This is a genomic window from Photorhabdus hainanensis (assembly GCF_018448965.1).
Classification (GTDB): domain Bacteria; phylum Pseudomonadota; class Gammaproteobacteria; order Enterobacterales; family Enterobacteriaceae; genus Photorhabdus; species Photorhabdus akhurstii.
In genome coordinates this window covers 146,681-160,887 of record NZ_RCWD01000008.1, presented here as the reverse complement: position 1 = coordinate 160,887, position 14,207 = coordinate 146,681, and the positions used below count along the sequence as shown (strand labels likewise).

At 42.3% G+C, this 14,207-nt stretch carries 12 protein-coding genes; 7 read left to right on the top strand and 5 right to left on the bottom strand.

The features are described from left to right. Positions 1–356: 356 nt before the first annotated feature. On the bottom strand, positions 357–923 hold the full coding sequence (gene gmhB, locus EAE92_RS07325) for a D-glycero-beta-D-manno-heptose 1,7-bisphosphate 7-phosphatase (protein WP_105398855.1): 567 nt from the start codon (positions 921–923) through the stop codon (positions 357–359). Positions 924–1,118: 195 nt separating this feature from the next. On the opposite strand from gmhB, the gene metN reads away from it, so the two are divergent. The 6 genes from metN to proS all read left to right on the top strand — a co-directional run bounded on the left by metN (position 1,119) and on the right by proS (position 6,766). Beyond that, positions 1,119–2,150, top strand: a complete 1,032-nt coding sequence (metN, locus tag EAE92_RS07320; RefSeq protein ID WP_036781210.1) for a methionine ABC transporter ATP-binding protein MetN — start codon at positions 1,119–1,121, stop codon at positions 2,148–2,150. Continuing rightward, positions 2,143–2,796, top strand: a complete 654-nt coding sequence (locus tag EAE92_RS07315; RefSeq protein ID WP_040154155.1) for a methionine ABC transporter permease MetI — start codon at positions 2,143–2,145, stop codon at positions 2,794–2,796. The genes metN and EAE92_RS07315 overlap by 8 nt, the downstream gene beginning before the upstream one ends. A gap of 65 nt (positions 2,797–2,861) precedes the next feature. Further along, positions 2,862–3,677, top strand: coding sequence for a MetQ/NlpA family lipoprotein (locus tag EAE92_RS07310; RefSeq protein WP_036812082.1), 816 nt, complete (start codon positions 2,862–2,864; stop codon positions 3,675–3,677). Between the two features lie 142 nt (positions 3,678–3,819). Continuing rightward, the gene (gene rcsF, locus EAE92_RS07305; RefSeq protein ID WP_214067592.1) at positions 3,820–4,218 is read left to right on the top strand and encodes an Rcs stress response system protein RcsF; all 399 of its coding nucleotides are present in this window, start codon (positions 3,820–3,822) and stop codon (positions 4,216–4,218) included. Then, complete coding sequence (gene tsaA, locus EAE92_RS07300; protein ID WP_040154159.1) at positions 4,215–4,922, top strand: tRNA (N6-threonylcarbamoyladenosine(37)-N6)-methyltransferase TrmO; 708 nt, start codon at positions 4,215–4,217, stop codon at positions 4,920–4,922. The genes rcsF and tsaA overlap by 4 nt, the downstream gene beginning before the upstream one ends. A 125-nt stretch (positions 4,923–5,047) precedes the next feature. Then, positions 5,048–6,766: a proline--tRNA ligase gene (gene proS / locus EAE92_RS07295; protein ID WP_040154161.1), complete on the top strand. Its 1,719-nt coding sequence runs from the start codon at positions 5,048–5,050 to the stop codon at positions 6,764–6,766. 107 nt (positions 6,767–6,873) lie between these two features. Here the strand turns inward: proS and nlpE are convergent, their stop codons facing one another. Then, positions 6,874–7,539, bottom strand: a complete 666-nt coding sequence (nlpE, locus tag EAE92_RS07290; protein ID WP_105398858.1) for an envelope stress response activation lipoprotein NlpE — start codon at positions 7,537–7,539, stop codon at positions 6,874–6,876. A gap of 334 nt (positions 7,540–7,873) precedes the next feature. Between nlpE and rof the strand changes: the two genes are divergently transcribed. Next, on the top strand, positions 7,874–8,140 hold the full coding sequence (rof, locus tag EAE92_RS07285) for a Rho-binding antiterminator (RefSeq protein WP_036781226.1): 267 nt from the start codon (positions 7,874–7,876) through the stop codon (positions 8,138–8,140). A gap of 32 nt (positions 8,141–8,172) precedes the next feature. Here rof and tilS read toward each other — a convergent pair whose 3' ends face one another. The 3 genes from tilS to dnaE form a co-directional block, all read right to left on the bottom strand. Further along, positions 8,173–9,501: a tRNA lysidine(34) synthetase TilS gene (gene tilS, locus EAE92_RS07280; RefSeq protein WP_110091246.1), complete on the bottom strand. Its 1,329-nt coding sequence runs from the start codon at positions 9,499–9,501 to the stop codon at positions 8,173–8,175. A gap of 209 nt (positions 9,502–9,710) precedes the next feature. Further along, positions 9,711–10,670: an acetyl-CoA carboxylase carboxyl transferase subunit alpha gene (gene accA / locus EAE92_RS07275; RefSeq protein WP_105398860.1), complete on the bottom strand. Its 960-nt coding sequence runs from the start codon at positions 10,668–10,670 to the stop codon at positions 9,711–9,713. A 12-nt stretch (positions 10,671–10,682) separates the two neighbouring features. Continuing rightward, complete coding sequence (gene dnaE, locus EAE92_RS07270; RefSeq protein WP_105398861.1) at positions 10,683–14,165, bottom strand: DNA polymerase III subunit alpha; 3,483 nt, start codon at positions 14,163–14,165, stop codon at positions 10,683–10,685. Between the last annotated feature and the right edge of the window lie 42 nt (positions 14,166–14,207).

Here is a 14,207-nt window from a genome sequence, read left to right as displayed (position 1 = left end):
GACTAATTAGTTCGTAATGAATTAACTGTTGTTCACTCTTCAAGACTTTAAAACGTATTTTTTTGTGATACGGTCTTGTGAGTGCCCACACAGATTGTCTGATTAATTGTTAAAGAGCAGGCTGAATTAAAATTTAATATTCTCGCTCAGCCGGGCTGCGTATACTACGCTGTTCGCCCGCAGAGTCAAGCGCTTATTGGCTTTCTCTCTGCCTGACCTCACAATGTTTATCAGCGTTGTGTCGGTCAGTGGTGGCGCATTATAGGGAGTTCTCTGGCGCTGGCAAGCATTTATTTGAAAAAAAACTTTCATTTGAAGATTTTTTCTTCAACATGATGACATAAAGAACAAAAAGCCTATTTTTTGATGCCTTTAATTGCTTTAGGTAAGTCTGCAAGACTATTTATTATCAAATCAGCCGCTTGTTCAGCTTCAGTGGTAACGGGTTTACCTGTGCGAACCAATACCTTAGTGCCAATTTTTGCCAGAGTCGCAGCTTGCATATCTTCGAGTTTGTCACCAATCATAAAAGAAGCTGTCATATCAATACCAAGTTCCCTCTGCGCGTCCAGCAACATACCCGGCTGTGGTTTGCGGCAGTCACAACTCTTCTTATATTGCTCTTCAATTGCATCTGGATGATGAGGACAATAATAGATGCCATCCAAATCTACGCCACGGTCTGCTAGCGACCAATCCATCCATTCTGTCAGTTGCAAAAACTGATCTTCATTGAAAATGCCACGAGCAATACCTGACTGATTTGTAACTAATACCAGTGCATACCCCATCTTTTTCAATTCAATCATGGCTTCAATGACACCATCGATAAATTGAAAATCATCTATTTCATGTACATAACCATGATCGATATTTATTGTTCCGTCACGATCTAAAAATACGGCAGGAATACCTTGTGTCACCCGATTGCTCCAAGAATGTAAGAAGCCCTCAGTATCGCACGATTTAGCCATGAATGAGAATGCAGCAATTAATTTATTCACAGTTGACTTAGACGTCTAGACACCTTAACATCCGGTTCAACGGGTGGTTTGCTTTCTCAAAAATGTTCAAGCTATCAATTTTCAAAATTTTTATAAAAATAAATAAGAATAAAAATGATAAAACTGTCTCATATCAATAAAATATTCCAGCAGGGTGCCCGTTCTATTAACGCGCTTTCAGATATCAGCCTACATGTTCCGCAAGGGCAAATTTACGGGGTCATTGGTTCATCCGGCGCAGGTAAAAGTACACTGATTCGCTGTGTAAATATGCTTGAGCGTCCAACTTCCGGGCAAGTACTGGTCGATGGTCAGGATTTAACTATCTTATCTGATAGTGATTTAACCCGTGCACGTCGTCGTATCGGCATGATTTTCCAGCATTTCAATTTGCTGTCTTCAAGAACAGTGTTTGGCAACATAGCTTTACCTTTGGAATTGGATAACATTCCAAAGGCCGAAATCAAAAAGCGGGTAGACGAATTATTGGAGCTTGTTGGTCTTGCAGATAAGCATGATGCTTATCCAGCAAATCTCTCTGGCGGACAGAAGCAACGTGTTGCTATTGCTCGCGCTCTGGCTAATTCACCTAAAGTACTTTTATGTGATGAAGCAACCAGCGCTCTGGATCCCGCAACAACACGTTCTATTCTGGAATTATTAAAAGACATTAATCGCCGTCTGGGACTAACCATTCTGTTGATTACACATGAAATGGATGTCGTCAAACGTATTTGTGATCAGGTAGCCGTTATTAGTGGTGGGCAATTGATTGAACAAGACATTGTTAGTGAAGTGTTCTCTCATCCCAAAACACCTATCGCTCAGGCATTTATTCAGTCAACTTTGCATCTGGATATCCCTGAAGATTATGTACAAAAAATGCAAAGCCACCCAGCACCAGATCTTAGTCCATTATTGAAATTAGAGTTCACCGGTCAGTCTGTAGATGCTCCACTGATTTCAATGGCGGTACGTCGTTTTGATATTGATATGAATATATTAAGTTCTCAAATCGACTATGCCGGTGGCGTAAAATTTGGTGTGATGCTAGCGGAGTTACACGGTGAAAATGGCGGCGTTGAATCAACGATTAAGTTTTTACAAGATCATCATGTGAAAGTAGAGGTTCTCGGTTATGTCTGAAGGAATGATTTTATTACTGGCTAAAGGCGTCTGGGAAACTCTAGTAATGACTTTTGTTTCTGGTTTCTTTGGCTTCATTATCGGGTTGCCGATAGGTGTATTGTTATATGTCACCCGTCCCGGTCAGATTATGGAAAATAGCAAGCTCTATCGTTTTCTTTCAGCGGTAGTCAATGTTTTCCGTTCTATTCCATTTATTATTTTACTGGTGTGGATGATTCCTTTTACCAGACTAATTGTGGGAACATCGATCGGTTTACAAGCTGCCATTGTCCCATTAACCATAGGTGCTGCGCCATTTATTGCTCGTATGGTAGAAAATGCTTTGTTAGAAATTCCATCAGGACTAATTGAAGCCGCCAGAGCAATGGGAGCAACTCCATTCCAGATTATAAAGAAAATTCTGTTACCTGAAGCATTACCTGGTTTGCTCAATGCAGCCACAATTACCCTCATTACTTTAGTCGGTTATTCCGCAATGGGAGGTGCTGTAGGTGCAGGTGGGTTAGGCCAGATTGGTTATCAATACGGTTATATCGGCTATAATGCAACAGTAATGAATACCGTATTAGTATTACTGGTTATTTTAGTTTATTTAATTCAATTAAGTGGTGACCGTTTAGTCAAGGCCACAACACATAAATAATAAGATCATTTTAATAGCAGTACCTGTGTCGGTACTAATAAATCAGTATTCTATAGGGGTAAAGTATGTCTGTTAAATTAAGAACAATCGCAACTATCAGCGCTCTTTTAGGCTCATTAATTTTGGCGGGTTGTGGGCAAGAAAAACAAGATCCAAACCATATTAAAGTCGGCGTTATCGTCGGCGCAGAGCAGGAAGTTGCTGAAATTGCGAAAAAAGTTGCTAAAGATAAATACGGTCTTGATGTAGAGTTAGTAACCTTTAATGATTTTGTATTACCAAACGAAGCGCTGAGTAAAGGTGATATTGATCTGAATGCATACCAGCACAAACCCTATATGGATCAGCAAATCAAAGACCGTGGTTATAAGATGGTCATAGTTGGCAACTCTTTTGTTTATCCAATTGCGGGTTATTCCAAAAAAATTAAATCTTTGGATGAATTACAGGATGGTTCCCAAATTGCGTTACCAAACGATCCAACGAACTTAGGCCGTTCTTTATTACTGTTACAGAAACAAGGTCTAATTAAACTGAAAGATGGTATAGGTTTATTGCCAACAGTTTTAGACATTGTTGAAAACCCTAAGAATCTAAAACTAGTCGAACTGGAAGCTCCACAATTACCACGTTCACTGGATGATCAAAAAATTGCTCTGGCAATCATCAACACAACATATGCTAGCCAGATTGGCCTGACTCCAGCAAAAGATGGTTTATTCGTTGAAGATAAAGATTCTCCATATGTAAACCTACTGGTTAGTCGAGAAGATAATAAAGATGCTGAAAACGTTAAGAAATTCGTTAAAGCATATCAATCTGACGAAGTTGATGAAGCTGCCAATAAGATCTTTAATGGTGGTGCTGTGAAAGGTTGGTAATCTTTCATATTACGCTCATCAATATTAGAATAATCAGGCGGACAGGTTGTCCGCCTGATTTATTATGGCATCATATTTTCGGTATTATTTGTTAACCTGATCTACTCGCTTAACTCTAGCAGTAAAAATTCGAGGATCTATAATGCGTAAGCTACTTGCCTCTTTGTTAGCACTGTCCATAACAGGATGTTCAATACAACAAACAACATTTACTGACTCTTCCCAATTATCAGATATGAGACTCACAAGACTATCAACTGGCGAAAAAAAACATTTTTCCTCATCCGTAAAGTTATATACCAAGAGTGAAGAATTATTAAGTGCCTCATTTAAAGATTTAGGGATTGTTTCTGGTCAATCATGTCGCAACTCTTTACAAGATCCACCAGCGAATATCACCGTGGCTCGCAACCAGATGATAACCAAAGCAGCTTATTTGGATGCTAACGCTGTTTTATTGCATCAATGCGAAATATTATCAGGCCAAGGATGCTACCAAATAGCAATATGTGAAGGTTCAGCCCTGCTTATCACCCAATGACCGATTTCCATTTCACGAAGATAGGGGTTATCCACTCCCCTTATAAAGAAAAATTTGCCGTTCCCCGCCAACCAGGTCTTATTGAAGATGGTGACGGGAAATTGGTGCTTCTCCCTCCCTATAATCAGCCGGATGCAGTCCGTGGTCTGGAACAATTTAGTCATTTGTGGGTTATTTTTATCTTCCATCAAACAATAGAAGGCGGCTGGAAACCAATGGTGCGTCCTCCTCGTTTAGGCGGCAATGCAAAAATGGGCGTATTCGCAACCCGTTCGACTTTTCGACCAAACCCAATTGGTATGTCTCTGATTGAACTTAAAGGGATCGAATACAAGAAAGGTCAAGTTACTCTGGAACTGGGTAGCCTGGATTTAGTTGATGGCACGCCTGTTATTGATATTAAGCCTTATTTACCTTTTGCTGAATGTCAGCCACATGCAGTGGCAGGTTTTGCACAGCAAGCCCCTTCTACCGATATGGAAGTGATATTTTCGCCTGCCGCTGAGCAACAGCTCATTTCAGTTCAAAATATTTATCCGAACTTACGCCGTTTTATTAGTCAGGTTTTGGCTCAAGATCCTCGTCCTGCTTACCGGAGAGGAGAACAGGAAAATCGGGAATATGCAGCTCATTTACTGGATTTTAATGTACGCTGGAGAATCTGTGACACATTAACCGAAGTGGTCTCCATAGATCCCCATTAAAAATCAGCATATACCCTTTTGGCATCTTAAACTCACTGGTAGACTAAAGGCTTATTTTCGTTTTCTTATTGGCTGGCAAATTTTTGCCAGTCAGAAGCAATTTGCTGCTCTAATGGAACCTAACAATGCGTACTAGCCAATATCTGCTCTCTACATTAAAAGAGACTCCTGCCGATGCGGAGGTTGTCAGCCATAAGCTGATGCTGCGTGCGGGCATGATCCGTAAACTCGCTTCAGGTCTGTATAATTGGATGCCTACAGGTATCCGTGTACTCAAAAAAGTCGAAAAAATTGTTCGAGAAGAGATGAACAATGCCGGAGCGATTGAAATATCTATGCCCGTCGTACAGCCGGCAGACCTATGGCAAGAAAGTGGCCGTTGGGAACAATATGGTCCAGAGTTACTGCGTTTTGTTGACCGAGGTGATCGTCCTTTTGTACTAGGTCCAACTCATGAAGAGGTCATCACCGATTTGATTCGCAATGAAGTCAGTTCATATAAGCAGTTACCACTGACTTTATTCCAGATTCAGACTAAATTTCGCGATGAAGTTCGCCCTCGTTTCGGTGTGATGCGTTCCCGTGAATTCCTAATGAAAGACGCTTACTCTTTCCATGCTACCCAAGCATCATTACAAGAAACTTACGACAACATGTACGAAGCCTACAGCAAAATTTTTACCCGTATAGGTTTGGATTTTCGTGCTGTCCTGGCAGACACCGGCTCCATCGGTGGTAGTGCTTCCCATGAATTTCAGGTTCTGGCAGCCAGTGGAGAAGATGATATCGTTTTCTCAACTGAATCCAATTACGCAGCTAATATTGAATTAGCCGAAGCTGTTGCCCCGGCTCATGATCGCGCTGTACCAACAGAAGAGATGCATTTGGTAGAGACTCCAAATGCAAAAACAATTGCAGAACTGGTTGAGCAATTCAATCTGCCAATTGAGAAAACCGTTAAAACCCTGATGGTTCACGCATCAGAAGGAACAGGTCATAAATTGATTGCCTTACTGGTTCGCGGCGACCACGAACTTAATGGAATCAAAGCAGAGAAATTATCTTTAGTTGCCAGCCCACTGACTTTTGCTACCGAAGAAGAGATTCGCTCAATTGTTGGCGCAGGCCCGGGTTCATTGGGACCTGTCAATCTGCCAATACCCGTTATTGTCGACCGTAGTGTGGCAGTAATGAGTGACTTTGGCGCAGGCGCCAATATCGATGACAAACACTATTTCGGCATCAACTGGGAGCGTGATCTGCCGCTACCAGAAGTTGCTGATATCCGTAATGTTGTTGAAGGTGATGCCAGCCCGGATGGTAAAGGGACATTACTCATCAAACGAGGTATTGAAGTTGGTCATATCTTCCAACTTGGCACCAAATATTCTGATGCCATGAAAGCGGCGGTTCAAGGCGAAGACGGTCACAATCAGATAGTCACTATGGGCTGTTATGGTATTGGTGTTACTCGTATTGTCGCCGCAGCGATTGAACAAAATCACGATGACCGCGGTATCATCTGGCCTGATGCAATTGCACCATTCCAAGTTACTATTTTGCCAATGAATATGCACAAGTCATACCGTGTTAAAGAAGTTGCAGAGAAACTGTATGCCGATCTACGCGCTAGCGGCATTGATGTTATTTTTGATGATCGCAAGGAACGTCCAGGCGTGATGTTTGCCGATATGGAGCTTATCGGTGTACCACACACTATCGTTATTGGTGACCGTAATCTCGATAATGGAGAAGTAGAATATAAACATCGTCGCGGTGATGAAAAACAGATGCTGAAACTAGACGATGTTGTTGATTACTTGAAGCAACAACTTGGTTGTTAATTAGGATTATTGCAGTAATTTATTGAATAATATGGTGATAATGGTCATATCGCAACAGAGCATTTTACGTTTCTTGCCCATTATCACCATATATACTGAAACTAGAATTATTTCTTCATATTACAAGATTTTGATTTATCGAAATGGATTTTACCTGTCTGAATCAAAGCGGGATCAAATTGCCCATCTTCCATTGAAGGGCGGACGCTGTAATAACCTTCAACTTCAACATAAACCGGCGTTCCACCTTCCACACCGACTTGGTGATAACCTTGCTCCAAATCCAGACTTTCCGTTACAGCATACCGCTTACCTGTGCTACAATCTGTAAACAAAGCAGCATCAGCCATATAACTGTATTCACCCGCCAGTTTCTTCGGTTTTACCCGTTGCAGTTCATAATTGAATGATGATTCAATTTTATTGCCTTCAATATCGAGCATTACCAAGTTTTCACCTTCCGGTAGATAATAAGATTTCTGGTCGTCTGATTTTGTCAGGCGAATTTTCTCTCCATCTTTCGCCCATAGACCGGATTCAAAGAATGACTGGTCACCATCACGAGCACCAAGATAAGTTTGTTCCAGAATATAAGTACCGTCATTATCCAATAACAGTGTGGTATCAATACCAGAACAATCAGCGCAAGGAAGAGTACCATGAAAAGTTTGATCTACTGGCTGTGAACTCGTTTGCTGTGCTGAGTTACCTTTACATCCCATCAAAGCAGACACGCCCACTGCAACTAACGCTGTCAAAAGTTTTTTATTCACATTTATCTCCACACAGTATAATGAACTCTATAATTCTCATCTTATAAGTAACACAAGGAACATAGCGATTATTCAAGCCTAATAGCGTAAGTACTGTCCTTCTTAAGGATGTTACCCAATAATAGTAAAATAACGTGGGCTGATTTTAATACTTTTGTCAGGAACTTGCTGTGAAATAAGACTTTTATTTATTTACTGTTCAGAATGAATAACCAAAGTTATTCATTAATCACGATTGATTTCCTGTGCTATAGTCATTAACAGTGCTTTTGAGTTACAATTTTTAACAACCACGGGCGGCAATAACCGCCACTAACCATAGTGGTGAGCGAATATGTCTATAAATACTGAATATCAACCAATTAACTGTGACGACTACGACAATCTTGAGTCAACTTGCCAACATCAGCTCCATCTCCACATAAAGTTGCGGGGCGGGGAAGTTATTGAAGGAAAAGCCTGTGATTTGGTTTTAAGAAAAAAAGTTGAATATTTGATAATTGAAACAGAAGGTAAACCCCGTGAATTGCGGTTAGATCATATTGCCAGTTTCAGTCACCCTAAAATTGGCACTATTACTATTGAACACTCTGAATCTTGATAGAAAACAGCCGCCTTTGGCGGCTTAACGTTTTATTTTAACAGCGTTTTATGCCAGTTAATTGTTAACATCTCTCTTCCTTCTACCGCTTCACTTCCCTTGGTAACAAAAACACCTAACGCCGCTATCAATTGTTCGTTGTAATAAAGCAATGGAATTCGTTCTCTAAGCCACGGAGCGACCCCAAGCTCTTGCCACAATTTTTTACTATGACGGGAGTGTTGACGCCCCACAATACTTATCATTCCCTGGACACCAAAGCGAATAGTCACTCGTTCATTATCAGCCGGAACCCTTACTTGAATACCGCAATCAGCAATATTCAATTCTCCTAAGCGATCCGGTAATACCAAAGTATTGCAAATATCCCACTCAAGAATAGTCTCTCTCAAAGATTGCCATTGGGGAACCAACCAGAGTTTTTGCTTATAACGGCGTACATCATATTTACCAAATTGTAGCCGAGGCTCAGCATCAGTACGAGCAAGAGCCACCTCATGCCAAAGCCGGCTAAGCTGTTCTCGTGAAGGCATTTTTATCTCATGGTAACCAAACCAACGGCGTAACAAAGCATTTCGTTTGGCTTCTGAACATACAACCAAAGACGAAATATCCAAAGCACCATCTTGGGTTATCAACTCTTTCAAAGACTCATTCAGTAATTCATCTAGAAGCTGTTCTTGTTCACCACATAAACTTGCACTACGAGCAGCCGACTGAGGGAAATGCGGCCAACGTTGATTCAGTAACGGCATGATATGTAAACGCAGAAAATTTCTGTCATAACGATCATCTTGATTACTGTCGTCTTCAATCCAATTCAGACGATGTTTACTGGCATACATTTCCAATTCATTCCGACTATAGTCAAGTAACGGACGTAACAATAATGTATCAGCAAATACAGCGATTGAAGGCATAGAAGCAAGACCTGCCGGACCACTACCTCGCTTTAATGCCAGTAAAAAAGTCTCCGCCTGATCATCAAGATGTTGAGCGGTTACCAAAATTTCGTCTTTTTGTAATTCGCGCTTGAATACCTGATATCGAGCCTCGCGAGCCGCAGCCTCAATCCCCTTTTGACGAGCATCTATCGTGACTCTTGCAGAATGAAACTCCACTTGCCAGTCATCACAGATCTGCTGGCAATGTTCAACCCATTGATCTGCTTTTAGGTTTAAACCGTGGTGAATATGCATTGCTCTTAGTTGGATTTCCTGATTATGTTGATTACGCCAACTAACCAGTAAATGAAGCAAAACAGAGGAATCTAACCCACCACTGAATCCAACCAGAATTTTCTTATATTCACCAAGCTGTTTAGCCAAAGTGACAAATAGTCGCTCATTAATGTTTGTCATTACAGATTCAAGCGTTCTCTAATGTGCAATAATATGAATTCGTGATCGCCTATTTTATTCAGTTTAAGATCACTGCCCGTTAATAATACTTTCCGTCACTTTCATTAAAAATACAAAATAAATAAAGCAGAAACAGCAAGGGATGGAAATAGCTGAAATTTATCAGTTACAATCATTTCCATCCCTCATTCAAACAATGAGTTCAGATATCAACAATAACCATATTGCATTAAGCGCTGATATCGGCGGTCAATTAACTCTTCAGATGTCAGATGATCAAGCTCTGCCAGATCAACCAACAACTGAGCTTTCAACGACGCGGATATTGCTTCATAGTCACGATGGGCGCCACCTAATGGCTCTGAGATCACAGTATCGATCAATTCCAATTCTTTCAAACGAGATGCGACAATCCCCATCGCTTCTGCCGCCAAAGGTGCTTTTTCCGCACTTTTCCACAAAATTGAAGCGCAACCTTCTGGGGAGATAACAGAATAAGTACTGTATTGCAGCATATTCACTTTATCACCAACACCAATCGCCAATGCGCCACCAGAGCCGCCTTCACCAATCACAGTACAAATAACAGGTACAGACAGGCGGGACATTTCACGCAAGTTGCGAGCAATCGCCTCAGATTGACCGCGCTCTTCTGCACCAACCCCTGGATATGCACCAGGAGTATCAATGAAAGTAATAATTGGCAGTTTAAAGCGTTCTGCCATTTCCATCAGGCGCAAAGCCTTACGATAGCCTTCTGGCGCTGGCATACCGAAATTACGACGAATTTTTTCTTTGGTTTCACGGCCCTTTTGGTGACCAATAACCATCACTGGACGCCCATCAATACGAGCCAAACCACCCACAATCGCTTTGTCGTCAGCATATGCACGATCACCCGCAAGCTCTTCAAAATCAGTAAAAATATGCTGAATATAGTCCAACGTATAAGGACGACGTGGGTGACGAGCAAGTTGAGCAATTTGCCAGGCACCTAAATCTGAAAAGATTTTGCGAGTCAATTCCAGACTTTTTTCTCGCAAACGCTGTACTTCTTCATCCAGATTTATATCTAATTTTTCACCTTGACGGCTAACTGCGGTTAGCGAATCAATTTTCGCTTCCAGCTCGGCAATCGGCTGTTCAAATTCAAGAAAATTCAGACTCATAACATTCCTATTTTAGTCAAATTCTAATTCTACCTGCTCATTACCCAGCAGAGTTCGCAAATCTGTCAGAAGGTTATCCGTTGGCGTTACCCTCCACGTCGCGCCAAATCTTAAACGGGCGCGGGCGTCTTCCCTCTGGTAATAAAGATGAACTGGTATCGTTCCCGAACGGTGTGGTTCCAATGCACTACGAAGACGGTTCAACAATTGATCATCAATTTGCCTGTCTGACAGCGAGATAGCAAGCCCACGCGCATATTTTTCACGCGCTTCACTAATATCCATTAATTCACGAGCTGTCATTTTAAGACCGCCATTGAAGTCATCAAAGCTGACCTGCCCTGTAGCAATTAATATCCGGTCTTGTTCTAACAAATGCCGATATTTCTCCAAGGCATCGGAAAATAACATAACTTCTAGACGTCCTGAACGGTCATCTAAGGTACAAATACCAATCCGGTTACCCCGTTTGGTTATAATCACTTTGGACGCTAACACCAACCCTATCACAGTCGTTACCTGACCGCGCGGTGTTGGATTCACATCTTTTAACCTCAATCCATTAGTATAGCGCTCAATTTCTTTTAAATAACGGGTAATAGGATGCCCGGTTAAATAGAGACCCAACGTTTCCCGTTCACCGTCAAGAACAATCTGTTCCGGCCATTGAGGAATATTGGCATAAGAGCGTTCCACTTCTTCTGGCTCTTCAGCTAATACGCCAAACATGTCAGTCTGACCAGTCGCTTCCGCTTTAGCATGTTGATCCGCCGCTTTTAGGGCATCTTCCAGAGTAGACATCAGTGCTGCACGGTGCGGCCCCAAACGGTCAAATGCCCCTGACATAATCAGTTTTTCCATCACTCGGCGATTTAACTTCTTGATGTCGACACGGGCACATAAATCAAACAGTTCTCTAAAATAACCGCCTTTCTGACGAGCTTCGATGATCGCTTCAATCGGCCCTTCACCTACCCCTTTAATTGCACCGATACCATATACGATCTCCCCGTCATCATTAACGTGGAAATGATACAAGCCACTATTGATATCAGGTGGTAAGATTTTCAACCCCATGCGCCAGCATTCATCAATCAAACCAACAACTTTTTCTGTATTATCCATATCAGCAGTCATCACCGCAGCCATGAATTCAGCCGGGTAATGTGCTTTCAACCATAAGGTTTGATAAGAAACCAAGGCATACGCAGCAGAGTGAGATTTGTTAAATCCGTAACCGGCAAACTTTTCTACTAGGTCAAAGATTTTCATTGCCAGTTGGCCATCAATACCCAGTTTTTTTGCTCCGTCTTCAAAGACAGAACGCTGCTTAGCCATCTCCTCCGGTTTTTTCTTGCCCATCGCTCGTCGGAGCATATCTGCACCACCGAGAGTATATCCCGCCAATACTTGAGCAATCTGCATCACTTGTTCTTGATAAAGGATAATGCCGTAAGTTGGCTCCAACACAGGCTGTAAAGATTCGTGCTGCCACTGTATATCCGGGTATGAGATCTCTTCCCGGCCGTGTTTGCGGTCAATGAAGTTATCCACCATGCCTGATTGCAAAGGACCTGGCCGGAATAAAGCAACAAGCGCGATCATATCTTCGAAGCAGTCGGGACGCAGACGTTTAATCAGATCCTTCATACCACGGGATTCAAGCTGAAATACCGCTGTTGTTTCAGCGCGTTGCAACATATCAAAGCTTTTAGCGTCACTCAGCGGAATTGCTGCAATATCAATCGGCTCCAGACCTTTCTTCGCTCTACGCGCGTTGATCATCTCTAATGCCCAGTTGATAATGGTCAGTGTCCTCAGTCCGAGGAAATCAAATTTCACCAACCCTGCATATTCCACATCGTTCTTATCAAACTGAGTAACCGGGTTCAAACCTTCCGGGTCACAATAGAGAGGCGAAAAATCGGTGATTTTAGTTGGAGCGATAACCACCCCACCCGCGTGTTTCCCGGCATTACGAGTAACACCTTCCAATTTACGCGCCATATCTATCAGCGCCTTAACTTCTTCATCCGCTTCATAGATTTCAGGAAGTTGAGGCTCCGCGGCAAATGCTTTCTCCAACGTCATACCTGGATCAAGCGGTATCAATTTGGAAATCCTGTCAACAAATCCGTATGGATGCCCTAGCACTCGGCCAACATCCCGGATTACCGCTTTCGCTGCCATTGTTCCGAATGTGATGATCTGAGATACGGCGTCACGGCCATATATATCAGCCACATGATCAATCACCAGATCGCGTTTTTCCATACAGAAATCGACGTCAAAATCGGGCATGGAAACACGTTCAGGGTTTAGGAATCGTTCAAATAGCAGGTCAAATTCCAAAGGATCGAGATCGGTTATTTTCAGGGCATAAGCCACCAAAGAACCTGCCCCCGAACCACGTCCAGGACCTACAGGAACACCGTTGTCTTTCGACCACTGAATGAATTCCATCACGATCAGGAAGTAACCAGGAAATCCCATCTGGTTGATAACCCGAAGTTCAATATCGAGCCTCTCATCATATTCAGGACGTTTTTCTGCACGTACCTTAGGATCTGGATAGAGAAATGCCAAGCGTTCTTCCAACCCTTGTTTAGATCTATCTATCAGATAATCTTCAGTACTCATTTCTCCCGTAGGGAATTGCGGCAGGAAATATTCACCAAGGCGAATAGTGACATTACAGCGCTTAGCAATTTCTACACTGTTCTCCAGCGCTTCAGGAATATCAGCGAATAGTTCACACATTTCCTGTTCACTACGCAGATATTGCTGAGGACTGTAATTTTTCGGGCGTTTGGGGTCGGCCAAAGTATAGCCATCATGAATCGCTACGCGAATCTCATGTGCATCAAAATCTTCGCTATCAATGAAACAAACATCATTAGTTGCAACGACTGGCAGGTTTTTTTCCGTTGCCAGTGCAACCGCGGCATGAAGATAACTCTCTTCATCCGCACGCCCAGTGCGGATCAACTCCAAATAATAACAGCCGGGAAAATGCTCTTGATAAAACTCAAGGCATTGGTCCACCATGACCTGATTACCACGTAGCAGGAATTTACCCACATCCCCCATACGGCCACCAGAGAGTAAGATTAAACCTTCTTTATGGTTTATCAGCCATTCTAGTTTAATTGTCGGACCAATCGCACCATATCCCTTCTGATAAGCCTCTGATATCAGCAGCGTCAGGTTATGATAACCGGTATTATTGCGCGCAAGAATGGTGAGGCTAGCGTACTCATCACCAAGCAGTTCACTTTCTACATAGAAATCAGCACCAATAATCGGTTTTACTCCTGCTCCATGAGCACTGCCGTAAAATCTCACCAACCCACACAAATTAGTAAAATCAGTGATCGCAAAAGCCGGCATACCTAACTGCGCAACCTTTTTCACTAAAGGGCTGGTTTTGGCTAAGCCATCAATCATTGAATAGTCGCTGTGAACACGTAAGTGCACAAAACGGGGTTCGGCCATATATTTATCCAGATGGTATTAGTTTGAAGAATAGCTGTATTC